The sequence below is a fragment of the Candidatus Defluviilinea proxima genome (genome assembly GCA_016721115.1).
GTDB classification, from domain to species: domain Bacteria; phylum Chloroflexota; class Anaerolineae; order Anaerolineales; family Villigracilaceae; genus Defluviilinea; species Defluviilinea proxima.
On sequence record JADKIW010000001.1, the window covers coordinates 2,049,646 to 2,072,873 of the forward strand.

The 23,228-nt window shown below is 48.3% G+C and carries 24 protein-coding genes; 8 read left to right on the forward strand and 16 right to left on the reverse strand.

Annotation, left to right across the window (positions count from 1 at the left end):
* Nucleotides 1-93: 93 nt before the first annotated feature.
* Nucleotides 94-444 (reverse strand): nuclear transport factor 2 family protein, encoded by a 351-nt coding sequence (locus IPP66_09530; GenBank protein ID MBK9925518.1) that lies wholly within the window; start codon nt 442-444, stop codon nt 94-96.
* Nucleotides 431-1,441: a zinc-binding dehydrogenase gene (locus IPP66_09535; GenBank protein MBK9925519.1), complete on the reverse strand. Its 1,011-nt coding sequence runs from the start codon at nt 1,439-1,441 to the stop codon at nt 431-433. The genes IPP66_09530 and IPP66_09535 overlap by 14 nt, the downstream gene beginning before the upstream one ends.
* Before the next feature lie 110 nt (nt 1,442-1,551).
* Between IPP66_09535 and IPP66_09540 the strand changes: the two genes are divergently transcribed.
* On the forward strand, nt 1,552-1,935 hold the full coding sequence (locus IPP66_09540) for a helix-turn-helix transcriptional regulator (protein MBK9925520.1): 384 nt from the start codon (nt 1,552-1,554) through the stop codon (nt 1,933-1,935).
* A 36-nt stretch (nt 1,936-1,971) separates the two neighbouring features.
* Here the strand turns inward: IPP66_09540 and IPP66_09545 are convergent, their stop codons facing one another.
* The 3 genes from IPP66_09545 to IPP66_09555 all read right to left on the reverse strand — a co-directional run bounded on the left by IPP66_09545 (nt 1,972) and on the right by IPP66_09555 (nt 4,773).
* Complete coding sequence (locus tag IPP66_09545; GenBank protein ID MBK9925521.1) at nt 1,972-2,805, reverse strand: SUMF1/EgtB/PvdO family nonheme iron enzyme; 834 nt, start codon at nt 2,803-2,805, stop codon at nt 1,972-1,974.
* 105 nt (nt 2,806-2,910) lie between these two features.
* On the reverse strand, nt 2,911-3,768 hold the full coding sequence (locus IPP66_09550; GenBank protein MBK9925522.1) for a dienelactone hydrolase family protein: 858 nt from the start codon (nt 3,766-3,768) through the stop codon (nt 2,911-2,913).
* A 60-nt stretch (nt 3,769-3,828) separates the two neighbouring features.
* Entirely contained in the window at nt 3,829-4,773 is a 945-nt protein-coding gene (locus IPP66_09555) for a hypothetical protein (GenBank protein MBK9925523.1), read from the reverse strand.
* 123 nt (nt 4,774-4,896) lie between these two features.
* On the opposite strand from IPP66_09555, the gene IPP66_09560 reads away from it, so the two are divergent.
* Together IPP66_09560 and IPP66_09565 are read left to right on the forward strand one after the other, a co-directional pair.
* Nucleotides 4,897-5,472: a CGNR zinc finger domain-containing protein gene (locus IPP66_09560; protein MBK9925524.1), complete on the forward strand. Its 576-nt coding sequence runs from the start codon at nt 4,897-4,899 to the stop codon at nt 5,470-5,472.
* Nucleotides 5,473-5,649: 177 nt separating this feature from the next.
* Nucleotides 5,650-9,399, forward strand: a complete 3,750-nt coding sequence (locus IPP66_09565) for a TIR domain-containing protein (GenBank protein MBK9925525.1) — start codon at nt 5,650-5,652, stop codon at nt 9,397-9,399.
* A gap of 77 nt (nt 9,400-9,476) precedes the next feature.
* On the opposite strand, the gene IPP66_09570 is transcribed toward IPP66_09565, so the two are convergent.
* The 9 genes from IPP66_09570 to surE form a co-directional block, all read right to left on the reverse strand.
* Nucleotides 9,477-9,953: an NUDIX domain-containing protein gene (locus IPP66_09570; protein MBK9925526.1), complete on the reverse strand. Its 477-nt coding sequence runs from the start codon at nt 9,951-9,953 to the stop codon at nt 9,477-9,479.
* Between the two features lie 14 nt (nt 9,954-9,967).
* Nucleotides 9,968-10,351: an MGMT family protein gene (locus IPP66_09575; protein MBK9925527.1), complete on the reverse strand. Its 384-nt coding sequence runs from the start codon at nt 10,349-10,351 to the stop codon at nt 9,968-9,970.
* Between the two features lie 69 nt (nt 10,352-10,420).
* On the reverse strand, nt 10,421-10,705 hold the full coding sequence (locus tag IPP66_09580) for a hypothetical protein (GenBank protein ID MBK9925528.1): 285 nt from the start codon (nt 10,703-10,705) through the stop codon (nt 10,421-10,423).
* A complete protein-coding gene (locus tag IPP66_09585; protein ID MBK9925529.1) occupies nt 10,702-11,415 on the reverse strand; it encodes a hypothetical protein in 714 nt (237 codons plus the stop codon). The genes IPP66_09580 and IPP66_09585 overlap by 4 nt, the downstream gene beginning before the upstream one ends.
* A gap of 16 nt (nt 11,416-11,431) precedes the next feature.
* Nucleotides 11,432-12,421, reverse strand: a complete 990-nt coding sequence (mgrA, locus tag IPP66_09590) for an L-glyceraldehyde 3-phosphate reductase (protein MBK9925530.1) — start codon at nt 12,419-12,421, stop codon at nt 11,432-11,434.
* A gap of 11 nt (nt 12,422-12,432) precedes the next feature.
* Nucleotides 12,433-13,110, reverse strand: coding sequence for a hypothetical protein (locus tag IPP66_09595; GenBank protein ID MBK9925531.1), 678 nt, complete (start codon nt 13,108-13,110; stop codon nt 12,433-12,435).
* Between the two features lie 27 nt (nt 13,111-13,137).
* Nucleotides 13,138-13,599 (reverse strand): ASCH domain-containing protein, encoded by a 462-nt coding sequence (locus IPP66_09600; protein MBK9925532.1) that lies wholly within the window; start codon nt 13,597-13,599, stop codon nt 13,138-13,140.
* A gap of 3 nt (nt 13,600-13,602) precedes the next feature.
* Nucleotides 13,603-14,103 (reverse strand): nitroreductase family deazaflavin-dependent oxidoreductase, encoded by a 501-nt coding sequence (locus tag IPP66_09605; protein MBK9925533.1) that lies wholly within the window; start codon nt 14,101-14,103, stop codon nt 13,603-13,605.
* 86 nt (nt 14,104-14,189) lie between these two features.
* The gene (gene surE, locus IPP66_09610) at nt 14,190-14,954 is read right to left on the reverse strand and encodes a 5'/3'-nucleotidase SurE (protein MBK9925534.1); all 765 of its coding nucleotides are present in this window, start codon (nt 14,952-14,954) and stop codon (nt 14,190-14,192) included.
* A gap of 73 nt (nt 14,955-15,027) precedes the next feature.
* On the opposite strand from surE, the gene IPP66_09615 reads away from it, so the two are divergent.
* From IPP66_09615 to IPP66_09625, 3 genes are all read left to right on the forward strand, one after another.
* Nucleotides 15,028-16,101 carry a PD40 domain-containing protein gene (locus IPP66_09615; GenBank protein MBK9925535.1) on the forward strand — a complete coding sequence of 358 codons (1,074 nt, stop codon included), beginning with the start codon at nt 15,028-15,030 and terminating at the stop codon, nt 16,099-16,101.
* 6 nt (nt 16,102-16,107) lie between these two features.
* Nucleotides 16,108-16,809: a hypothetical protein gene (locus tag IPP66_09620; GenBank protein MBK9925536.1), complete on the forward strand. Its 702-nt coding sequence runs from the start codon at nt 16,108-16,110 to the stop codon at nt 16,807-16,809.
* A gap of 134 nt (nt 16,810-16,943) precedes the next feature.
* Nucleotides 16,944-19,169, forward strand: a complete 2,226-nt coding sequence (locus IPP66_09625; protein MBK9925537.1) for a peptidoglycan DD-metalloendopeptidase family protein — start codon at nt 16,944-16,946, stop codon at nt 19,167-19,169.
* A 42-nt stretch (nt 19,170-19,211) separates the two neighbouring features.
* Here IPP66_09625 and IPP66_09630 read toward each other — a convergent pair whose 3' ends face one another.
* Both IPP66_09630 and IPP66_09635 read right to left on the reverse strand, forming a co-directional pair.
* Nucleotides 19,212-20,366 carry an exo-alpha-sialidase gene (locus IPP66_09630; GenBank protein MBK9925538.1) on the reverse strand — a complete coding sequence of 385 codons (1,155 nt, stop codon included), beginning with the start codon at nt 20,364-20,366 and terminating at the stop codon, nt 19,212-19,214.
* 120 nt (nt 20,367-20,486) lie between these two features.
* Complete coding sequence (locus IPP66_09635) at nt 20,487-21,299, reverse strand: hypothetical protein (GenBank protein ID MBK9925539.1); 813 nt, start codon at nt 21,297-21,299, stop codon at nt 20,487-20,489.
* Nucleotides 21,300-21,460: 161 nt separating this feature from the next.
* Here IPP66_09635 and IPP66_09640 point away from each other — a divergent pair, with 161 nt between their 5' ends.
* Nucleotides 21,461-22,216: a hypothetical protein gene (locus IPP66_09640; protein ID MBK9925540.1), complete on the forward strand. Its 756-nt coding sequence runs from the start codon at nt 21,461-21,463 to the stop codon at nt 22,214-22,216.
* A gap of 92 nt (nt 22,217-22,308) precedes the next feature.
* The gene (locus IPP66_09645; GenBank protein MBK9925541.1) at nt 22,309-23,226 is read left to right on the forward strand and encodes a transporter substrate-binding domain-containing protein; all 918 of its coding nucleotides are present in this window, start codon (nt 22,309-22,311) and stop codon (nt 23,224-23,226) included.
* Nucleotides 23,227-23,228 lie beyond the last annotated feature (2 nt).

The following is a 23,228-nucleotide window of genomic DNA, read 5'->3' on the forward strand; positions in this document are numbered from 1 at the left end:
AACCTTTCTTGATTGTTAGACGCCCTTCTCTGGTAAGGAGAAGGACTAACCTTCTTGTAACAGAACCAACTTCCAGTTAAGAATGAAGCGACCTTATTTGAATCCCCACAACACATTGACGATCATCCACTCGCCATTGAATTTGCCAATGTGGACATAATCCAAATATTGCGCTGATTCAACTTTGACAGCGGCGATTTCGTTGAACACATCCAGCACTGTAATTTGGATCTGCCTATCACCTGTGAATTTTGCGCCCTCCCGTTTGCGGATGAGGTCGAGCATGTCAACAGTGCCCATGCCGTGAAGTGTGTTGTCAGCGATGAATCTTTTGACGAGCTCAGGGTGAAGTGCTTTGCCCACACGGGACTCGTCACATTCATACCAGCCCTCGATGTAATCAAGCGCGGTTTGACTGATGGCATTCAAGTCAGTTTGTGTCATGTTGCTTTCCGATCTGCATAACTACTTTGCCAAATCGTTCACTGTTCTTTTGGCGCGCGAGGGCTTCATTGATTTTTTCGAGAGGGTGGAGTGAATCGACCACAGGTGTGATGTTGTGTTTGGAAACAAACGCGAGCATATCTGCAAAATCAGCGGGGCTTCCCATCGTGGAGCCGATGATCGTCAATTGCCGCCAGAAAAGGTCCTGCATATCGATATTGGAAAATTGATTCGCTGTACTTCCATAACTGACCAGTCTGCCGCCTCGTCGTAACAAACCCAAACTGCGCGATGTAAATTCTCCGCCAAGGTTATCAACTACAAGATCAACTCCGCCTTCGCCAAGTTGCTCTTTGATTTTTTGATCCCAATCTGAATTGTTCGTGTTGATCGTGATCGTTGCGCCAAGTTCTTGAGCGCGTTGTAGCTTTTTGTCACTTGTTGATGTGGCGATTACCTTTGCACCGATAGCAAGTGCAAATTGCATAGCGAATACTGCCACGCCTCCGCTGATGCCATGGATTAAAACTGTCTCATCCGCTTTCAGGTCCGCTTTTTTGAACAGCGCACGATATGCTGTAAGCCCAGCCAACGGGAGTGCTGCGGCTGAGTCCCATGAAAGGTGAGTGGGCTTTTTGAAAACATTTTCTTCGCGGACCAAGATCGCTTCGGCAAATGTGCCGTTGTTTCCCCACCCTAGAATCACGAATTTATCGCCATAAGCATCCTCGCGCTCACCCCAATGCAGAGATGGGTGGATGATGACCTCATCACCTTTCTTCAATTTTGTAACATGTTCACCGACCGCTTCAACAACTCCACTGCCATCTGAGCCGAGGATGAAAGGTGGTGAATCTTTTTCGTTTTCTACCAGCCAGATTTCATGATGATTGATCGCCGCAGATTTCAAGCGGACCAACACTTCTCCGGGCTTTATAGTGGGTAACGGGACGTCTGATAGGGTTGCTTTAGTTTGTGGAAGTATGAATGCTTTCATAATGACCTTTTGTTTACGGTAAAATCAAATCGTTGGTTCACTATATCAAAGCGAACTTATCACTACAAGAACGCACTTTAAAGTGCCTTGGTTACCCGGAGGAAACCTACATGCTTCAATATAACGATGAGATCAATGTGTTGGACGAGACTTGTCCTGCACGACAGGCATTGAATCTGGTCGCTAATAAATGGACCGTGTTGATCATTTATGCGCTTTCAGGCGGGCCTGTGCGCTTCAACCAACTCCAACGGACAATTGGCGGCATCACGCAAAAAATGTTAACGCAATCCCTTCGTCAACTCGAACAGGATGGCGTGCTGAAGCGCACGGTGTATCCCACTGTCCCGCCACAGGTGGAGTACGAATTGACCGACCTCGGTAAGACATTGATCGGGCCCCTCAATGCGTTATGTAATTGGGCAGAGACGTATTACGCTGACATCGAAAGAAATCGCGATGAGTTTCGAGGGGCGAAACGACTTGACGAATAAAAGAGAGCCAGTTCAATTTGAGCTGGCTCTCACATTTTATGGCGTGACGATACGAAAGCCGATGTGCCCATCTCCATAATCGGGGGCGTCTTCAAAATGGCGATAGGCAGAGCGTGCAACAAATAATGTGCTACCCCACCAACCGCCTTTTTCAACTTTCTTTGCGCCTGTCTCAGGTCCCGTTGGGTTTTCCACTGCGCCCGATGGATACTCACCCAACCAATCGTTGACCCATTCCATGGCGTTCCCTGCCATATCCATAGCGCCAACCCAACTCGCGCCGTTTGGATAACTGCCAACAGGTTTCAAGCTTGTGCTGTCAACCACGTTACAGCGATCGAGATCAAATTCATTGCCCCACGGATATACCAATGATTCAGGGCCTCGTGCCGCGTATTCCCACTCTGCTTCAGTGGGGAGGCGTCCGCCGCGCCATTTTGCATAGGCTTCGGCCTCATACCAGGTAATACATGCCACGGGGTTATCAGGCAGGTTGCCCGCACAATACTGCGGTAGTTGATCAACGAATTGATGGCTTAACCATTCCCAGCCTTCTGCTGACCAATATGTCTGAGTTGTGTATCCGCCATCTTTGACGAAAGACTGAAAGGCTTTGTTGGTGACCTCGTACTTGTCGATCCAATAGCCATTTGTGATGGTCACTTCATGCTGTGGTATTTCACTGAGCATGGCACCTGCCACAAAACTGGGTGGCTTGAGAGCAATCAGTGCATCGACCGTTGCCTGATCGGTTCCCATTTTGAATGAACCTGCTGGCACCCAAACTTGTTCGATCCCTTTTGCATCGGTTCGGGTATCGCCTTGGGATGGTGCGGGAATGGAAGTTACTGTCGGCGGAATAGCGGTCATGGTTGGAGCAGCTCCTGTTGGTGTGCAAGATATCAAAAGTGCTGTTGCCAAAACGAGGAGGATTATTTTTCTACTCATGAGGTTGATATGCTCTCTTTTCGGTATTTATTTCAAATCAAGATGCTCGATGAGCCATTGTTGACGATCTCCCCGTGCGGACTCGCTAAGCATTTGATGGTTATCGTCATACCACTCGATTCTTTTCGGACTGCTGGCTGATTCGTAAAAACGATTTGCCTGCTCCTCAGGGACGGTTTGGTCCCTGCGCCCAAATTGAAAGAAGAGACTCGCAGGGTTTGCATTTGCTACATAGTTGATTGGGTCAAGGTCTGGAACGTTGGACTTGAAATTCCAATACGGATCTAGATCGCCAAAGCTGGGTGAGCCAGCGATCAAGATATAAGTTTGCATACGCTGGTCAGTACCAGCCAAAACTCCGCCGTACAGCGCACCATAGTCGTGACCAATATATCCGAGACGATTTGAGTCGATGTTGGGTTGAGTCAACAGAAAGTCGATTGCGCGGCGCATCTCGATGACTTGCCCCACGATCAAGGGACGATCATCATTATCCTGTGAAGGGAAAGACATCCACGGATAATATCCCTGCGGCAACAGACAGATGACTCCGTGTTGCGCAAGTTGTACAGCTTCCTCTAAAAATTCCTTGCGACTGCTGTTTGTATTGCCCAGCCAGTGCATATAGATCACGCCTGCAAATGGACCATTCCCTTGTGGTGTGATCAGATAGGCGACGGTACGTCCCTGCATGGACACAGAATAGTTCGGGTCATAGCTGGCGTAGCTCAGATCGGTGACAATCACCCCGTCCCGTTCGGTTTGCGAGTTGATCGTTACATCGAACGGGACGGAGCTATCGTAATCAAAAACAGATTTTGGATGTGATGTACAGGCAGATAGAAATAGGAGCAGGCTTGTGATGAAAGTTAGGAGTCGTTTCATGATGCGATTGTACAGAGTGTCGCTCTATTTTATAAGCCTGAACTTTGGTTTCTATCGTATTTACTTTGGTACCGATAATCCAAGTTGCTCTGTTAGCCATGCAAGGCGATCTGCGCTAGCGGTCTCGTTTGCCATCTGGTGGTGATCGTCGTACCATGTGGCTTTCTTAGGTTCACTGGCCGCATCTGCAAATTGATTTGCCATCTCTTCAGAGACAAATTGATCATTCTTGGCAAATTGGAAGAAGATACTGGCTGGCGATGCCTTCGATACATAACGGACAGGATCGAGGTCTTCGATGAACGACAAGTATCCATCAGGAAGCTTGATACCGACTTGCTGGAAATCCCCGAGAGTGGGAACGCCCGCGATCAACACGTATGTTTTTACACGTTTATCGACACCTGCGACTGTGCCACCAAAAACGGCTCCGTAATCGTGCCCGACAAATCCAAGTCGTTGAGGGTCAACATTGGGTTGCGTCAGCAAAAAGTCAACGCCTCGGCTAATTTCTTTGATCTGCCCGAGAATGCGTGGACGATCCGTTTCGTCGAGTGTGGTTACCGTCATCCATGGGTAGTATCCTTGCAATAACAAACTTACTACGCCGTGTTGAGCAAGATTTACAGCTTCCTCTAAAAATTGTTTGCGGCCGCCGTTTGGGCTTCCAAGCCAATGCAGAAACACCACGCCCGCAAAAGGGCCTTCACCTTTGGGCGTGACCAGATAAGCGATGGTACGTCCATTGACTGAAAAACCTGGGTCATGACTGGCGTAGCTCAAATCGGTGATCGTGACGCCATCTTGTTCACTCTGTGAGTTGATCTGTACATCAAATGGGCGTGATGTGTCGTAATCAAATATGGAGGCAGGTTGGGTGGGCGCGGCAAGCGTGGGTGTTACCTCAATGGTTGGCGCAACTGCCTCCGGTGTGGTGGTTGCTTGTGGGGTGCAGGCAGAGATCACCAGTAGCAAACTTATGAGAACAAAAAAATATCGTTTCATTTCTTCAATCCTTTATAACCAGTATGTGTTTTTATAGGGGTTATAGTAATGGATTGTTGCTAACCTGTCAATAGTGATATACTGGTTATATATTCTGACGTCAGAATCTGCATGGAGAAACACATGAGTGAATTTCAAACTTTCTTTGTTGGTGGCGAGTTTTGTCTTGATCTTTGCAATACATTCGATCATTTGCATACGCCTCCTGAACAGGAATTTCTCACGGACAGTAATGTAGCTTTGCGTTGGGCTCAGGCCGCTGGAGTTTTACCAGTGGGGAAGAAGATCGCTCCGCCAGCGGACGGGCAGTCGTTTGAAAAATTATTGCAGACCCGTGCGCTGTTATTTGAATTATTTGCCCCGTTTGTTCGTTCGGCTTCTCCTTCTAAAAAGACTTTGGATTCATTCAATGCGCTGTGGCAGGAAAAGGCGGCAAAGTTAAAAGTCGTTTTCAGCGATAATCAATACTCCATGGCGTTTACTGCTGATGATGCTTTGGAACAGATCGAGTATGAAGCTATTCGCTCCGCGATGGATTTGTTACTGTCCATTACGCCGGGCAAGATCAAGCAATGTGAAGGGTGTGGGTGGTTCTTCCATGATACGAGCCGTACCCATGCCCGTCGTTGGTGTTCGATGGATTTATGTGGAAACCGTGCCAAGGCGCGACGTCATTATGAACGAGTTAAGCAAAAGTGATCGGTAAGCCCATCTGTCAGCTGAGTAAGGGCTTGGGATAGCGGACCCAGCTATAAGTTAAGGATGAGGCGTTTGTTGTCGCGATTCGTAATCTTCTAATTTGGGTGGGGTTTATCGTTTAGGGGGGTATAATTTTGTAGTTCAATTTTTGGTAGTGTGCCAGATAGGAGAGGATGTATGGAACGTAGTGATATTTTCATCTCATATCGCCGTGCTGATGTCGAGTTTGCCAAAAAGTTTTATCATGGCTTGAAAGAAACGGGCCGTAATATATGGGTGGACTGGGAGAATCTGCCGCCGGGTGTGGAGGGCTTTTCTGATGAGATCCAGCGCGGCATTGAGAGTTCTGATGCGTTCATTTGTATCCTGAGCCCGAGTTATTTGGAGTCAGAATATTGTTTGATGGAGTTGCGTGAGGCGCTCAAACTGAAGAAACGGGTGATCCCTGTTGTTTTCAAAAAATTTGAGCCGATGCCTGCGCCTGAGGGGATTGGGCATATCAACTGGGTCTATTTCACGCCTCATGCTGGACAAAAGAATAAATTTGAGGATTCCATTCTCAAGGTGACGCAAGCGCTTGAAGCGGATTATGAACATGCTCGTGAGCATACACGGTTGTTATTGCGTGCTATTGACTGGCAGAAAAACCAACAGGGGAAAAGTTATCTTTTGAAGGACGCTGAAATTGATAAAGCCGAACGTTGGCAGGTTTCTGGGATCGGTAAAAACCCGGCACCTAATGAATTGCAAGGCGAATATATCCTCACCAGCCGAACACATCACCGCCAGCAACAAAGGCGGTTGATGGCAGGGATCGGTATCTTGCTTGCATTCGCTGTGTTTGCGGCGATTGTGGCTGGGTTCCAGTGGCAGGCTTCTGTTCGTAGTGAGAAGACAGCCATCGCGGCGAAGAATGATGCGCTGACCCAAAAGGCCATTGCAGATAATCAGCGCGCTACAGCTGTGGCGGCGGAGTCAACTGCGGTAGCCGCAAAAAATGAGGCGGATACACAAAGAGGAATTGCGGAAGAGCAGGCTCAGAATGCATTGATCTCTGGTTTGGCCGCTCAATCACGGTTGACGCAGAGCCGTCAACTTGGGATTCTGTTGGCCCTTGAATCTTATCGGACCAGTTTGAAAAAAGGAACGATACGACCATCTGTGCAAACTTCTCTGCGTGAATCATTAGTGGGCTTTAGTGGCATTCCCATGCAGACATATTCTTCCATTGCCGGTTTGGCGCTCTTTAGCCCAGATGATCATTGGTTGGTGGGTGTTAGCGACGATGGAGATGTTCAGGTGAGCGACCTTTCCAAGGGATTAAATGTTCAGCCTGTCACCTTGATGTCTAAAGATAGCAGACTAAGTTTAGTTCGTGATTCATATACATCTGACCTGGAAATTGCCTTTAGCCCGGATAGTCAATGGCTGGGAGTGATCTATTACGATAGCGACGCACAAAAAAGTGGAGTTCGGGTTTGGGCGTTGAATGATCTCGAAGCGGGTTCACAAACACTTGATCTACCGGCAAATGTTGGCTTACCAATATCCATGGCCTTTAGTTCTGCCCAAAGCAAACAACCTTTGTTAGCAGTGGGTTTGAATGATGGGAGTATCTATACTTGGAACGTGGCAGACCTGCCGGATGGTCAACCAACCCTTTTCAGCAAGAAGGATAAATTTGGAAGAGGCGCTATACCCATCGTATTTAGCCCAGAAGGTAACTGGCTGGCAGTGGCGTTTCAAGGTCCTTCTACTATCTCTTCTTTTAGCAACTCGAATCCGTCTGCCGGCCCTAGCATGTCTGTATGGAATGTAAAAAATCAAGTGACAGAACCGATCGTAATAGACCTGCTCGGTTCACCGATCACACACCTGACTTTTAGCGATAAGGGGAAATGGTTGGGCGGCTTTTCCACGTCTCAATCGGATGGGTTGAACAAACTCCGCTTGTGGAATATGAGCACGTTGACTAAAAATGCTACATCAGCGAACAGCCTCGATTCCGATACTGGCGGGGGGCTGATTGCATTCAGTTCCGATGAACGTTGGGTGGCATCTGTTGGCGGAATTAGCGCAGAAGTTTGGAGTTTGAATAGTTTTTCCCGAATCAAACTGCCTGGATACAAGGATTCTATATTGACGGTTCGTTTTAGCCCGGATAGTCAATGGCTGGCGACTGGCGATTACGATGGTCAGGTCCGTTTTTGGAAGACAGCGGATTTTGCTGGAAAGACGTTAGTGGAAGCGCAAGCACGCACCTATAACAGCTTTGATGTGATTGTGACTTCGTTGGACTTTAATTCTGATGGTAGTCGCTTGGTGGCGGCTGGTGACCAACAAGTGCGTTTATGGAATTTCCCGGTTCCTTTATCGGCTCCGATCAAGTCCCCTTATGCGGTAGACTATCGCGTCTTTGGGAACTTCATTCTGGTTCAGGATACTCCGGACAGTGTCTATGTAATGGACTTGAGTGGAGATGAACCATCTGTTGTTATGCAGACTACGCAGAAGGGACCACTATCGTATTTCACAAGCACAGATAAACGGTATCTGGTTGTGACCAGTGCAAAACAGATACAGCTTTGGGATATGCAACACCCTGAAAAACCATTGTTCGAGAACACACTGGATAATGGACAATATCTATCGCCGTCTTTTACGAATGATGATCGTTGGTTTGTCTATGTGGTGTATGGTCAGATCTTTGCGCTTGACCTGCAAAACCCAGGCGAGCCCGTCATACTTTCAGGCAATCGGACGGGTGTTCCACTTACAGGCTTGTATCAGATCGATCATTGGTTGATCAGTCAGAGTAGTGTCGAGATCCTTGCCTGGGATACAGCCAAAGGGTTGAGTGATGCGGTGAAGTTATCCAATGTGGCCGGGGCGTATGTTGCGCAAATCCCTGATGCCAAACCAAAATGGTTCTCTATCCAAAGAACAGACAGTTTTGATCTATGGAATGCCGAAAAACTTTCAGAGGCTCCTCTTGTTTTCAATGGTTCCGTCAGTGGGCTTTACCTTGATTCCTGGCTGTTGACGAGCGCGTTGGACGGTACAGTAAAGCTGTGGGCTCTTTCCAAGCCTGACGCGCCAATAGCTGAGTTTTTTAGTTACGGTGTTTCCGAATCGCAAAACACGTTTTATTATTTTGATGACAAGAACATGTTATGGTTGTTGGATTTGAGAAGCCCGGACTCTACGCCGGTCAAAGTGGGTACGTTCGATCAGGGACAATCTCCGATCTTTAGCGCTGATGATCGTTGGATGACGATTTTGTCTAATGATGGGCAGGTTACTCTTCTCTATGATCTGACGGATGGCTTGTCCAAGGCTGAGTTGCCTGATGTGGTGCATTTCAATTTCAGCTCTGGTAGCCGTTGGCTGGCTTTGCAAACCGTCGAGAACAACATGGCGTTATACGACCTTCAGACCCATAAGCAACTGGACGTGAAGTACCCAAATAGTTATGGCTTTCAGCAAAGCAGTCCGGATGGTAGATGGGCAATTGGCGGGTTATCGAGCAATGCAAATACAGATATGTTGTTGATCGACCTCAATGACCCTGAAAAATATTATGTTTTGACGGGGCATACCGATCAAGTGGCTGGGAAACTTTTTACATCTGATGGACGTTGGTTGTTGACGTACGGTTGGGACGGGACGATCCGTATTTGGAACTTGGAGAATCCTGCCGATGAGCCGGTTGTTCTTTCTCATGAGAATCTGGTCTTAAGCACTCAGCTATCCAAAAATGACAAGTGGTTGATCTCTGCCACCGAGAAGAGCGTATACGTCTGGCAATGGGACTTCAACGCCGTACATGATCTGGCTTGTCGCCTGGTAGGACGTAACTTGACACACAATGAATGGAACAAGTATATCGGCGGCGAATATCAAAAGACGTGCGAGCAGTGGCCGTAGGTTGAGTAGCTAAAACCATTAACAAAAAATGGACTGCACATTGTGTAGTCCATTTTTTTTATGACAATGGGTTGGATTTACTTTAGCATGGTTGTGATGTAGCTGTACCGAAAGAAACTCCCATGATCGACCATCTCTGCCAACTCAGGTTTAGAAACCCATTTACAATCGGCCACTTCATCGCCGGGGATGGGCTTGATCGAATCTTTTATGACATTTGCCACCCAAACGTCTTCAACGCGATTGTCGAGAGTGTGTCTATCCATTCGCGTCAATTGTCTAAGGGACAGCTGGATCCCCAACTCTTCTTTTACCTCACGGATGGCTCCATCTATACTTTGCTCGCCAGCCAGTACATACCCTGCTGTAGTTGCCCATATTCCCGGACCTGATTCGAGGTGCCGTCCTCGTTGCTGGATGAGGTAGTTGTTGTGTTCATCCTGAATCCACACTTGGACGACCAGATAGAATTCGTCTGGAGATAATTCAGTGCCGCGCTCAACGATGCGGCCTGTGGGTGTTCCATGTTTATCAAAGATGTCGCAGAGTTCCATGATGATTCTTATTTCTAAAACAACGTTTCTTGTCTTGGCTCATCCGCCTCACTGGGACCTTTCCAGCCGTACTTCTTCATGTCCACCTTGTCTTTGACGAAGATGATGCCCTCTTCCTCGAGTAATTGACGTTGCCGTTCTGCACCAGCGCGTTCGCTGATCTTGCCTTGTGAGTTGATGACTCGTTGCCACGGTACATCGTCGGGGCAGGCCGCCATCGCGCCGCCCACCCAACGCGGACCGAATGTTTTATACGCCTCGAACTCCACACCATTGGGTGGGGGCAACATCAACGCAATTTGACCATACGCCGCAACCTTTCCGTGTGGGATCTGGCGGACAAGGTTCCATACTTGTTCGTAATAGGCTTGTTGATTGGGAGGGGATGAGAATTGCATGATGCCTTTCTGACCATGGACGATGGACCATTGACCGTGAAATATTGTCCATCGTCCATGGTCTATCGTCTATTCCACGAACGTCCCGCCTTGGATCTGTTCATCCATCACAGCGCGTGTGGATGAGAATTTCAATGTCACTTCGATCTGTTGAAAGCACTTGCCGCCACTGCCCATCAATACTTTGCGGGCAAAGTAGACATTGCGATTGTCTTCGAATTCAATGCTTAGATCATTATCGAGGTCGGTGCGACCTTCGATGATCTCGCCGCAACGATTGCATTTGACCTTGAATGTGTAATATCGTTTTTGAGCGGCGGTAGGTGTACTGAATAGTTTTTTGAGAAAACTCATTGGATCTCTTCTCCTAAAGATAATTCTTCTGTGCTATTCAAATGACGAGATGGCAGGTCAATGTGTGCAAGATAATTCTTGCCATTTGAACGATAAATGACTAATAGTGTATTGCCATTTTTAAATGCGGTGCCGAGTAGATCGTCTACATCAGAAATAATTTCAGTATACCCTCTGCCTCCAACATCTGATATGGCGATGGTTTGTTTATCAAGGGATGAAAGTTCCTCATCTTTATCCGTGTCCGCTTTGGCTATGGAGAAAAGCCACCAATCTATAGGCTTGGTCGGTTGCTGTGGATCGGGTTGGTTATTGAAATTCAAAACTGGCTTTGGAAAACCTTCCATGGTAATGATTTCAAAATCATTGGTCGTTAAAAGTGGATACACTTCTTCTGTTGTAATATCAAGAAACACCAAGTTAAATTGGTTGTATCCATACCCACTGCCGTACCATCTACCAGACGAAAATAGCTCGTTAAGAACACTGGAGTCATTATTTTCACCTGTGACAGATGCGATCAGGTAATTCGTTCCATCAATCGAGCGGAAATCCCCGAGAACCTTGGTAATTGGCTCCGCCTCTTTTTTTGCAGGTAAGGTTAATGTGTTCGAGGTTTGTGCTCGTACAAAGAACAACCCCACACAAACAACTCCCACTAACAAGGTTATGGAAACTGCTAACAGTATTTTCTTTGTTCTTGATGACATTTTATACTCTGTGATTTTAGCTTAATATCTTTTCTATATTGTTTAACTCATCAGCGCTGAACTTCAGATTGTTCAACGCGCCGAGACTTTCTTCCAATTGTTTGACACTGCTTGCGCCGATCAATGATGATGTGACAACGGGATTTCGTAACGTCCATGCGATGGCCATTTGCGCGAGGGATTGTCCGCGCTGTTCGGCGAGTTCGTTGAGTTTCTTTACCTTGGGCAAATTCTTTTCAACAGTATCCGACGTCAACCACACACGTTCGGTTTTGCTGGCGCGGGCGTCAGAGGGGATGCCGTTCAAGTATCGCTGAGTTAGCTGTCCCTGCGCGAGAGGCGAGAAGACGATGCATCCGATTCCTTCGTTGGACAGAACATCCAACAGCCCGCCCTCGATCCAACGATCGAACATGTTGTATGACGGTTGATGGATGAGGCAGGGTGTGCCCATCTCTTTTAGGATTTGCGCTGCGCGCCGCGTCTGTTCTGGACTGTAGCTTGAGATGCCAACATATAAAGCTTTGCCCTGGCGGACGGCGGAGTCGAGCGCGCCCATCGTCTCTTCGAGCGGGGTGTCGGGGTCGGGGCGGTGACTGTAGAAGATGTCGACGTACTCGAGCCCCATGCGTTTGAGGGATGCATCGAGGCTGGCGAGCATGTATTTGCGAGAACCCCATTCGCCGTAGGGACCGGGCCACATGTCGTAGCCCGCCTTGGTGGAGATGATGAGTTCATCGCGGTAGGGATGGAAATCTTGTTTGTAGAGTTGACCGAATGTGACTTCGGCCGAGCCGGGAGGGGGACCGTAGTTGTTGGCGAGATCGAAGTGTGTGACACCGAGATCGAAGGCGCGGCGTGCGATGGCACGTCCGTTCTCAAGCTTATCGACGCCGCCGAAGTTGTACCACCAGCCGAGCGATATGGCGGGCAGTTTGAGGCCGCTTTTGCCTGTGCGGTTGTAGGTCATAGTGTCGTAACGGGTGTCTGATGCGAGGTAGGGCATTATTGTTTTCCTTATTGAAGCAATGATATGTCAAGATAAACGTGCAAAATATATTTTGATAGTTTGTGCTGTACGGGTAATCCCAAATAATTTCCTAGCTCATGAATTGATGTTTGCCATTCTGCTTTGCTAGTTGGCCCTTTCATCTCTGTGTCATTGATGAAGTAAAGGAATATAAGATAAGCAGGGATTTGGTTAAGTTCACGCAACAAATAGAGATGTGCAATTCGATTGGTGTATTGATAATATGTGCCAGACCAATCTTTCTCTGGGTTGATGCCAAGAAAAGATTTGACTTCATCTAAACTTTTGCGAATTAATTCCAATGATGATGCACTTGCTCGTGAAGCAGGCGACCTCATTTCAGAGAGATGTGCTTTTGCCTCGACCAACAATACTTTCCCGTCTTCCATTTTTGCTAACCCATCCCATTGTGGCCCCTTACGAGGCCAAAAAGATAACAGGGGGTGGTGAGAAAGTTTGATGTTCAATTGTTCAAGGAATTCATTGTCTCTGTATTCAGCATATTCGTCTGATTTGATTGGAGATACCCAAGTAATAGAACGACGTTCTTTTTCTGGTAAGCACTCCAAAACCTCTGAATCAAGAATAGGCTGTTTTTCATTTATAGCAAATTGAAGCCATTTTTGACTTCCACGGCTTGCAGGGCCTGAAGCAAAACGTGTCATAGATACTTAGCCAATAGAGTTTTTATGTTATTTATATATCACCCGAAACCTCATGCACACCAACGGCATATCTTCTGAAAATTCTTTCCCGATCTTGGGAAGCGTACGTGAAAAGAAATCTTTGTGCAATTCGCGCCAGTATTGCAAAGATAGGTCGCCTTCCGCTTCTTCGCGGGCAAAGTCGGCGTCCACTTCATTGTAGTTACGGATTGCTATTTCCACGGCTTCGATAATGCACAGCGGTTCATCTTGTCCGTTCAGTACAATCGTAATGAGTCCCGCCTGTGGAAGGGGATTCTCTCCCCATTCCCAAACAGAGCCACAAGTTGCGGTCTTTGTCCCTTGAGCGATCAAAGCACCAAGTTCATCTGCCATCTCAGGGCTATCCCCCCAACCTTCGGCAGCGTAACTCTTTGAATGGTAGGGAGAGTCCGCTGGGAGGGTAGATAGGAATTTCTGCCAATAGGCTTGGATAGTTTCTTCGGTCATGGTTTATAACTCTTTGTCCATTATAAAATGAACGATACGATATTCCTTCGAAAGAACATCCAATTGTTCATCGTTCACTTTCTTCGGGTCAATCCCAAACAGCGGAGCTACGAAGCCTGATGCGATGAGCACTTGCCTCAACAAAAACAAACGGTTTTGTGAATCGGAAACATCTTCCGCGTGCGCCTTCCGTTTCCCTTCAGGAAGCCATAATTCTATATCGGGGTTTGCCTGCATATTGCGATACCAATCCGAAATGGATCCGAAGCCTGCCGTGCAATAGATCTCACCGTCAACAATTGCATAGTTGACCGGCGTGAGATACTCCTTGCCGCTCTTTCGTCCGCGATGTTTGATGACCATAATGCGGCCCACCACCGCAGGCCAAGAGTTAATCATCTTTCCCCAGCCCATCTTCCACATCCATACCATGAAGCGATTTAGCTTGTGAAAGACTTTTCGCAGAGTATTCATCTGCTCTTGTGTATAACTTGCGACATTCATGTTCCCTCCCCGGAACTTGATCATGGACCAATGACGGTGGACCGTATTCACTCACAAACGGTCGACTGTCCATTGTCTACGGTCTATTAAAATTTCCATTTCCTCAACACATCCAAAGCCTTGTAACTCGTTAAGTCCAATTGCAACGGTGTGATGGATACGTACCCATCCTGCAACGCGCCGAAATCTGAACCTTCTTCGAATACACCGGTGGGCGCTTCGCCACCGATCCAAAAATAGGGTTTGCCGCGCGGGTCGATGCGTTCATCGAGTGCATCGCGGTAGACGCGCAATCCTTGCCGTGTGACCATATACCCCGCCAGTTCATTTTCTTTTCGATATGGGACGTTGACATTCAACACAACGCCATCAGGCAGCCCATCTGCGATCACTTTTTCCACAACACGCCTGCCCACAATGGCGGCAGTGGAATATTCCAATTGACCTTTGTATCCCTCAGGCGAATCCATTGAGACTGCGATGCCTTTCACCCCAGCAATGACAGCCTCCATCGCGGCAGTGACCGTCCCTGAGTAGGTGATGTCATGCCCGATATTGGCGTTCGGGTTGATCCCCGAAACTACAATATCAATTTCCTCTTGAACGAATCCCAGCAAAAGAATAGCGACACAATCTGAAGGCGCACCGTCCGATGTAAAAGCGGATGTCCCATCTGCGAGCGTCACCTCCTTCACGCGCAACGGACGTTCCATCGTCTTCACATGTCCCGATGCCGACCAGTTCTTATCCGGCGCGAACACGGTCACCTTGCCGAGTTTACGCATTTCCTGTGCGAGAGCCAGAAGACCTGGCGCTAATACCCCGTCGTCGTTGGTTACGAGTATATGCATTTTGATTTCCGATTTTGGATTTATGATTGACGATTAATGATTAGATTATAACCCCGCCTGTATAATATCTTTCATGCGCCGTCAATTACGAATTACGCAATACGCAATACTTTTCCCTTTCCTCTTTCTTCTTTCCTCTTGCAATTCATCTCCACCTCTCACAACCTCCTTAATCCTCTACCGCTTCGACCCTCCTGCCTTCCTCGAATACTCCGCAGACCTTCAACTCACAAAAGAGATTCCCTTTCACATTCCTCCTTCTTGTGGACTCTTCAACACGTTCCCTGCTCCTAGCGGACAGTTTCTCCTCATCGAATTAAATTGTCCCAACGGGCAGACGGTTCTTTTCCTTAACACCGAAACTGATTCTGTTTCTCAACCCATTTCCTCCTCTGATGCCCACTTCCTCGCATGGACGAGTAACGGCAAGTCCGCATATCTAAAAATAGATTCGCTCGGCAGTCCGCAAATCGTCCGCGTGGATACGGATGGCGCACAAGATATTCTGTCCATTCCCGAATTCACCTACGATCTCTCCGCCAAACCTGATTCAAAAGATCTCATCTTCACCCTCTCGCGCGGGCTTGGCGCCGGGAGTGAACTCTACTTTACACGAAACGATGGAAGAACAACACAGTTGCTGTATTCCGATCAATTCAACTATATTTCCTTCGCACGTTTTTCTCCCGATGGAAAACAAATCGCTTTTATCAAAACCCCCGATACACAAACTCCCTTCACAGTAGGGGAGTTGTGGATCATGGATGCCGACGGTGTGAACGCGCGCAAATTGGCCGATGCAGATGCAGGTCACGGATATGCGGCGAACTGGTCACCGGATGGGAAGCAAATTGCGTTCGTCCTACGCGAGAATCCAGAAGACGAAAACGCGAATCGATCCAGCGATGCATTGATAAGCAATATATATATCGTTGATGTCGCAAGCGGGAAGTTGACTCAAGTCACGCATTTAACAGAAGGCCATGCAGAGACTCCGTACTGGTCACCGGACGGGAACACTTTGGTATTCAATATAGTCGTAAATGGTAGAATACTAGTGCACATCGCGGACACAAATTCTGCCAACCTTGAGATAAAGCCTTTCGGAACGGAAGCAACTTGTTGTCCCGCGTGGATGCGAAAGTGAGTCGAATTGATTCGTCGAATCATCATTATCCTGATCCTAACTTTAATGGTTACCTCCTGTGGCTCCGCTGCGGCTCCTACAGAGGCGGCGGTCGCATATACCCAGGCGGTGGAAGCTCCTGCACTGGCAGACGTCACGGCTACGGCTCAGCCTATTATTGTAGAAGATACGCCGACAGCTGAACCTACTCTGACCTTTACACCCGAACCTACATTTACACCTTCTGTCACTCCTACAGAAACATCTTTACCGCCGCTTGAACTGCCAACGGAAAATCCCAACGCGCCCGCACTGCTCGCATGGGACGGCACACCAACATACCTCGGTGATTCTCAACCCGGCTTTGATTTCCGTGTTTTTTATGACCCGCAATTGTGGGCGCTTACGCAAGATCAATTCGGCTACTTTGCCATCGGTCATCGGAATATCCCGTACTGTGTGATCTCGGTCACATCGGGTCGCGGCCTGCCTGCCAACATTTCGGTTGAGCAGGATATGATGTATGGAGATAAAGTCACGTTCTCTGTTGGAACCGCTTTTGAGAATGGAGTAAAAAAGTTCGTGACGTATACAGGCGGCGATGGAAAGATCATCACTGGCTTTCAAGTCTCGTTCGAAGAACAAGTCGATGCATGTATCGCCGACGCGGAAAAGGTTTTGACCACACTTCAGTCCATTCCTTCTTCGCGAGCCACACCGGAACCTTGATGTACTACAATGTAAGGGCGACCCGTCAGGGTGTAGCGATCAGGATTGTTGGCAATGCGCTACTCCAAACGGATATGATGGATGGTATTGAAGGGTCGCCCCTAACAAAAGAAAAATTATTATTTGAGTAACTTGTGACCCGTTCCATCAAAAACTTCTTCACAGCCATCCTCCTTTGCGGAATCCTGCTCAGTGCGCGCGGCGCCTCTGCGGAACGTGACGTTGCGCCTGCACAGGTGGTCACGCCATTTTTATATCCGCCTTACCCGGGCTCGGCTTCACAAGAATCCATCTTCGATCATTCCACTCCCAACTATACCTACGATAACAAAGTCATTGCATACTCTGGTGATGTAGCCAACAAGAATTGTCCATCCCCTCAACCTTCCGGCACTCGTCCACCGCAAAGCGGGGTTTGTAATGCGGGCAGTGGCGGGTACTGGTCGTACAGTCTCGGCGATTGGGTTTATTACGATGGGCACGATGGCGTGGACTATGGCATTTCCTATCGTCCTATTTATGCCGCCGCGGATGCCGATCAGGTTGTTTACGCCGGTTGGTGGGACCCGCAAAATCACAAGACCAACCTCGGCATTTATGTTCGCTTGCATCACTCGAATGGTTACAACACCTACTATGGACACATGAGCTCTGTCGCTGTGCAGGCATGTTCTTCGCCGGGTTGTACGTTCGTTCCGCATGGTGAAATGTTGGGTATTAGCGGCACCACAGGTAACTCATCCGGTCCGCATTTGCATTTGCTTGTGCGCGATGTCAACAACAAATCGGTTGATCCTTATGGTTGGAAGGGGAGCGGATCAAGCCCGTGGGTGCCGCAACAAAAAGAATCCTTATGGGTGGCGTATCCGTCACTTGCATATTATGGTGCGGCCATTTATCCATCAGGCCAGGAATTGGCCTATCCAGCCAGACCCAGTGGCGGCATCATCATCGATGATGGCTCGCTGGAATTCGATGAAACTCCCGATAGTTGTTGGATTCAAACTTCTGCGGGGAGCGCACAGAATGGAAGCATGAGTTATTCCAAGCCGCGCACCTCTGCGGCAACCTGTTCTGCGCAATGGGCATTCCCGCAAGGCTCGCGAGACGGTGTCTATTCAGTTTATATTCGCATCCCTGCCATCAAAGCCACAAGTCAGGGCGCCCTGTATACCATCAGCCATGCAGGCAAAAACGACCAGGTTGTTATCAATCAATCGGTATTTCCGAACATTTACTACGTCACCGATGGATGGGTCTACGTTGGTAAATACAACTTCACAGGTGCAGGAGGCGAATACATTGAGATCTCAAATCGGACTCAGGATGAATCCGCCAGCATCGCCAATTTGGAAGTTGGTGCCGACGCTGTTCGTTTCATCCTCCAGGGAGACGCGACTCCGACTCCGCCCGCGCCTGTCACTGTCACCCCAACTTTTACGCCAACACTGACAAAGACTCCTACGAAAACCTTTACACCGACTGTCACTCGTACGCCGTCCAGCACTCCCACCTCGACAGTGACACGAACGCCGACGAAGACGCCCACGCCTACGGTCACGCGGACACCGACCAAGACACCAACGCCAACGTTCACACGCACACCGACCAAAACCCCGACTGCAACCTTTACACGTACGCCAACACGTACTGCTACATCTTCACGCACGCCTACTAATACGCGTACACCCACTGCAACACGTACTGCGACCAATACCCGTACGCCAACGAAAACTCCAACGCCGACCAAAACTCGAACCCCAACTCGGACAGCTACTCCTTCACGTACCCCTACTGCCACGCGTACGCCAACTGTAACACGCACACCGACAAATACGCGTACGCCTACCGTGACCCGCACACCGACGCCTACTCGTACATCGACATTCACTCGCACGCCCACACGCACACCAACGCCTACACAAACTCGGCGGCCAACCGCTACGCCGTTGTATGTCAAAGTCAATGTGTACTTTGTGGGTAACTATGCTTACACCAACAACATCCCTCCCTTCGAGCGGACCGGAGTCCGTTGGGCGCGGACGAGCAATGTCATTGGTTCAGTACTGGATGAATATTTCAAAGGCCCCGGTGCAACCGAAAAATATACCTACGGCTGGATCAACCTAAAGAATGGCTTCACAGGCTACAGCAAGTTTGAAGTCATTGATAGCGTTGCCCACCTCTACCTCAAAGGGACATGTAACCGCGCTGGTGCCACCTACACCGTCGCTGACTTACTCACCTACAATCTCAAGCAGTTCTCTGAGATCAAGTTTGTGAAAATTTACGATGAAAATGGGTCAACACAAAATCCAGACGGATTGAGTGATTCCATCCCTGCGTGTTTGCAACCGTAAAAAATGTAGGGGCGACCCATTGGGTCGCCCCTACAAAATCTATTAAATGACAGCCGCTTCTACCGATTGGATCGGTGGCAAGTAATCTGCCAACAACTCCCAACTGTCTCCTGAATCCCGCGAGTAAAACAATTGTCCGGTATTTGTGCCAACATATATCCCGGCATCTTCGAATGTGTCGGTTGCCATGGCTTCGCGCAGAACAACCAGATGGGCTTTCTCCGGTAAGCCTTTTGTCATGCGTTCCCACGAATCACCTGCATCTCGACTACGCCACACAGAAAATTTCCCGTCCACGCTCATGCGGTATTCATCGCTTTCTTCAAGCGCAATGTAAATTGTTTTCGGGTCAGTGGGATGTACTGCTATGGGAAAGCCAAATCGAGCCGGTAATTTCCCTTCACCAATATCGATCCAGTCTTCACCTGCGTTGTCACTGCGATAGACACCACAATGATTCTGTTGATAGATCACATTGGGGTTGGATGGGTGCATGTCCATTTTATGCACGCATTGACCGAACTCAGGAAACTTGATCGGCGAAAAATCGGCACGCACATTCTTGTTATAAGGTGCCCATGTTTTTCCACCATCATCAGTACGATAGCAACCTGCGGCAGAGACGGCAATATACATTCGGTTTAGATTTGTGGGGTCCAATAAAATGGTGTGCAAGGTCAAGCCGCCTGCGCCGGGATTCCATTGTCCGCGTTGAGGGTGGTCGAACAGACTCTCGTTCAAAGTCCATGTTTCGCCGCGGTCTTTGGAGACGAAGAAGGACGCAGGTTGTGCACCAGCATATAAAACATTCGGTTCATTTTCGCGTCCGGGCTGAATGTTCCACACCTTGATCATTTTTTCAGGCTTGTCTGCGATGCTCTCACCGCCTTCGGAGCGGAAGGCTTCGTCCACAGTGCTGGCGGGTCTGCCAGAATTTGACGAGCGCGTAAGGAGAGGCACCTGTTTGGCTTGAGTCCACGTTTTGCCAAAGTCATCTGAATAGTGGGTGGTAGGACCATACACAAAGTGACTCGTTGCCGCATGCAAGCGCTGGTCACGCGGGTCCATTTGGATGTGCATCACGTTCCAACTTTTAAATTGAATATCGCTTCTTTGCCACTTCTTGCGTTTCTCGTTGCTTTCGAAGATAAAGCCGCCCTTGCTTGTTCCGACGAAGACCAAAACTTTTTTGCTCATGATCGTCTCCTTTTTAAAACAGAAAAAATGTTCTAAAACATTTTACCATAATCGGAGACGAACTGTCAGATTACGAGATGTGTCAGAAAGCTGAAACAAATCAATGGAAGCGTGAAGCGGCTATTTCACTTCAATCTCTTCATACTTGAAGTTGTCAAAGGCAACGGTCATCGAGTGGAAGCTCATTCCCATCCCTGCACTTGTAGGTGTGGCTGGTTGAGAATACAGAACGTACAGAAGGCCATTGTTGATCGTGAAATAGACATCCACAAGATTGGGCTGGGCAGATGGCTTGACTTCCATCACGATGTTATTGGTAGCCACGCTTGGGTTCAAATATCCGCTGACGTTTCCGTTCAGGTCTGTTAGAAAGCCCTTCTTATAATCGTAATCACGAACTATATACACCTGCCACGTGGATGTGCCAAAGTAGATCACTCGATCAAGGTTATTGGAGCTGGCGCTGATCAATCCCGTGAGACCAAAGTAGCGATCGGTGGGGCCATCTACGTATGTGGCATCCACGCTCACGCGATAGTAAGTATGTTTGCCGCAGGCTTCACAGACGATCAGGCTGAATTGTTCGCCGAGGTTATCTACAGGCTCGAAGGGGCCGAAGACCAACCTGCCATCTTTGACAGTGCATTTATTGCAACTGTAATTGCCGAGCGCGTTGGCGTTGGAAAAGTCATCGCTGAATGAAAATGGCCCTGGGGTGGGGGTGATCGTTGGTGTGTCTGTGGGGATGGGGCTTGGCGTCAACGTTGGTGTTTCTGTCGGGGTGGCGGTTGGTGTCAGTGTTGGCGTAAAGGTGGGTGTCGCGGTAGGGGTATCTGTTGGGAAAAAGCCGCCGATCACGGGCGCAGATTTTAAGTCGCAACTGCTAAGTGTAAGTATGACCATGCATAGTATTAGGATATGAATGCGTTTCATTTTTCCTCCTGCTGAGATAGTGCTATTATACTCAGCGTAATCACATCGTATAAGTTTTTTAAAAGTGAGGCCGTAACCTGTTCCTTGTGTTCTGAACATATCCAAAGAGCTATTGTGGTAAATCCATCAAGTGGTTAAGATTTTGACCCTGCAAAGGAGGAATGATGAGATTTTACTTATGGATTGGCGTGTTCGCTCTGATTTTGACATCCTGTAACTTACAAGCGATCCCCGCGACAACCACGCCTCTTCCCTCGCCGACACTTGATACGCCGACATTAAGTGTCGCTACCCCCACGCTTGTTCCGATCGAGACTCTGCTGGCAGTGGATACGCCTACGATCGCACCATCGCCAACAGCCAATGTGACATTAGCATCTCCCAAAGACCAGCCGGTCAACTGTCGTTTTGGACCGGCTGTTTCGTATGCTGTGACCGGTGCGTTGATCGTTGGCCGTCAGGCGGAAGTGATCGGTAAAAGCATCGACGAGACGTGGTGGTATGTCAAAAATCCCAGTGACCCTTCCAGAAATTGCTGGCTTTCCACTGACTTCGTGACTATTGAAGGAAATATAGCTTCGCTTCCAGTGGTGAGTCCGCCCGAGATTGGGGTGAACGATATCAAGGTCCAGGTTGACCCGGTGTTGATGAATGTGGGGTGTGATGCATTCCCGCAAACGGTCAGCGTGACGGCACAGATCACATCCAATGGTCCAACACTGGTCACATGGAGGTGGGAGACGAGTGCTGGGGATGTTTCAGATGAGAAAGTCTTGTTATTCGAATCAGAAGGGAAGAAAGAAGTCAGAGAGATCATGAACGTGTGGAGTGCGAACGACTATTGGGTCAATCTCCATGTGCTTGTTCCTAACGATAGGAGTGGTGGTGCATTATTCAAAGTGACGTGTGTGCCATAGTGGTGAAAATAGTTTGCTTTGAGCATTAGTATACGTGTTTGCAAGTTTTCCTTTATAGGACATGATATATAATCACTGTCAAGGAGACCTTTATGAGGTATATGTTTGTTTGTATCGCGTTGCTCCTTGCGGCTTGTGTACATCAGAATGGTCAGCCTGTTACTCAGGTAGGTGATAAGCTGACTGAGATCAAGGCAAGAGGCACATTAATTATTGCAACTGATCCAGACTATGCTCCACAGTCACAGTTGTTGAAAGATATGTCTCCCGCTCTGGGGACGAAATGTGAACCGACACAATATACGGCGAACCAATTTATAGGTTTTGATGTAGCGGTAGCCGTTGCTGTAGCCAATCAACTTGGTGTTGAGCCATGCTTTGTGACTCCGCCGTGGAGTCAGTTGGTTGCAGGGAATTGGGGCGATAATTGGGATATCCATGCCGGTTCGATGGCGATCACATTAGATCGTATGAACTCCTTGTATTTTTCACAGCCATATTATGCTCCACCTATAGTAGCCCTTGTACATAAAGAGAATACAACCTATCAAAAACCAGAAGATCTTTCTGGCAAGCGTATTGGCGTATGTGTGGGTTGCACATTCGAAGAGTATTTGAAGGGAACATTAAAGTTACCAGGAGACGGAGTCAAATATCGTATTCGAGATGCGCAGATTATTGGGTATGAAAATGAAGACCCTGCCATCAGAGATTTGCTTCTTGGCGATGGCGCCAAGTTAGATGCCGTGCTTACACTCCTTCCGATAGCAAATCAGGCCATTGCTTCGGGACAATCGGTCAAGATACTGGGTGAGCCATTGTTTTTTGCTTATGCATCCATCACAGTTGACCGTTCCAGCCAAAGGGACTTAACGAGTTTGATGAAAGAGATCGATTTGGCAATCAAGGATCTTCATCAAAGCGGGATACTGAAACAGATGTCTGAAAACTACCATAAACAGGATCTAACCCAGGAAGCCGCCCGTTTCGACCTTTCATCCATCAATTGATT

Excerpts from the sequence above, each read along its gene's own strand:
- IPP66_09535 (MBK9925519.1), bottom strand. The coding sequence starts at position 1,441 with ATGAAAGCATTCATACTTCCACAAACTAAAGCAACCCTATCAGACGTC.
- IPP66_09580 (MBK9925528.1), bottom strand. The coding sequence starts at position 10,705 with ATGAGTTTTCTCAAAAAACTATTCAGTACACCTACCGCCGCTCAAAAA.
- IPP66_09530 (MBK9925518.1), bottom strand. The coding sequence starts at position 444 with ATGACACAAACTGACTTGAATGCCATCAGTCAAACCGCGCTTGATTAC.
- IPP66_09600 (MBK9925532.1), bottom strand. The coding sequence starts at position 13,599 with ATGACCGAAGAAACTATCCAAGCCTATTGGCAGAAATTCCTATCTACC.
- mgrA (MBK9925530.1), bottom strand. The coding sequence starts at position 12,421 with ATGCCCTACCTCGCATCAGACACCCGTTACGACACTATGACCTACAAC.
- IPP66_09550 (MBK9925522.1), bottom strand. The coding sequence starts at position 3,768 with ATGAAACGACTCCTAACTTTCATCACAAGCCTGCTCCTATTTCTATCT.
- surE (MBK9925534.1), bottom strand. The coding sequence starts at position 14,954 with ATGCATATACTCGTAACCAACGACGACGGGGTATTAGCGCCAGGTCTT.
- IPP66_09560 (MBK9925524.1), top strand. The coding sequence starts at position 4,897 with ATGAGTGAATTTCAAACTTTCTTTGTTGGTGGCGAGTTTTGTCTTGAT.
- IPP66_09570 (MBK9925526.1), bottom strand. The coding sequence starts at position 9,953 with ATGGAACTCTGCGACATCTTTGATAAACATGGAACACCCACAGGCCGC.
- IPP66_09640 (MBK9925540.1), top strand. The coding sequence starts at position 21,461 with ATGATGAGATTTTACTTATGGATTGGCGTGTTCGCTCTGATTTTGACA.
- IPP66_09615 (MBK9925535.1), top strand. The coding sequence starts at position 15,028 with ATGCGCCGTCAATTACGAATTACGCAATACGCAATACTTTTCCCTTTC.
- IPP66_09595 (MBK9925531.1), bottom strand. The coding sequence starts at position 13,110 with ATGACACGTTTTGCTTCAGGCCCTGCAAGCCGTGGAAGTCAAAAATGG.
- IPP66_09605 (MBK9925533.1), bottom strand. The coding sequence starts at position 14,103 with ATGAATGTCGCAAGTTATACACAAGAGCAGATGAATACTCTGCGAAAA.
- IPP66_09585 (MBK9925529.1), bottom strand. The coding sequence starts at position 11,415 with ATGTCATCAAGAACAAAGAAAATACTGTTAGCAGTTTCCATAACCTTG.
- IPP66_09565 (MBK9925525.1), top strand. The coding sequence starts at position 5,650 with ATGGAACGTAGTGATATTTTCATCTCATATCGCCGTGCTGATGTCGAG.
- IPP66_09645 (MBK9925541.1), top strand. The coding sequence starts at position 22,309 with ATGAGGTATATGTTTGTTTGTATCGCGTTGCTCCTTGCGGCTTGTGTA.
- IPP66_09635 (MBK9925539.1), bottom strand. The coding sequence starts at position 21,299 with ATGAAACGCATTCATATCCTAATACTATGCATGGTCATACTTACACTT.
- IPP66_09540 (MBK9925520.1), top strand. The coding sequence starts at position 1,552 with ATGCTTCAATATAACGATGAGATCAATGTGTTGGACGAGACTTGTCCT.
- IPP66_09630 (MBK9925538.1), bottom strand. The coding sequence starts at position 20,366 with ATGAGCAAAAAAGTTTTGGTCTTCGTCGGAACAAGCAAGGGCGGCTTT.
- IPP66_09545 (MBK9925521.1), bottom strand. The coding sequence starts at position 2,805 with ATGACCGCTATTCCGCCGACAGTAACTTCCATTCCCGCACCATCCCAA.
- IPP66_09575 (MBK9925527.1), bottom strand. The coding sequence starts at position 10,351 with ATGCAATTCTCATCCCCTCCCAATCAACAAGCCTATTACGAACAAGTA.
- IPP66_09555 (MBK9925523.1), bottom strand. The coding sequence starts at position 4,773 with ATGAAACGATATTTTTTTGTTCTCATAAGTTTGCTACTGGTGATCTCT.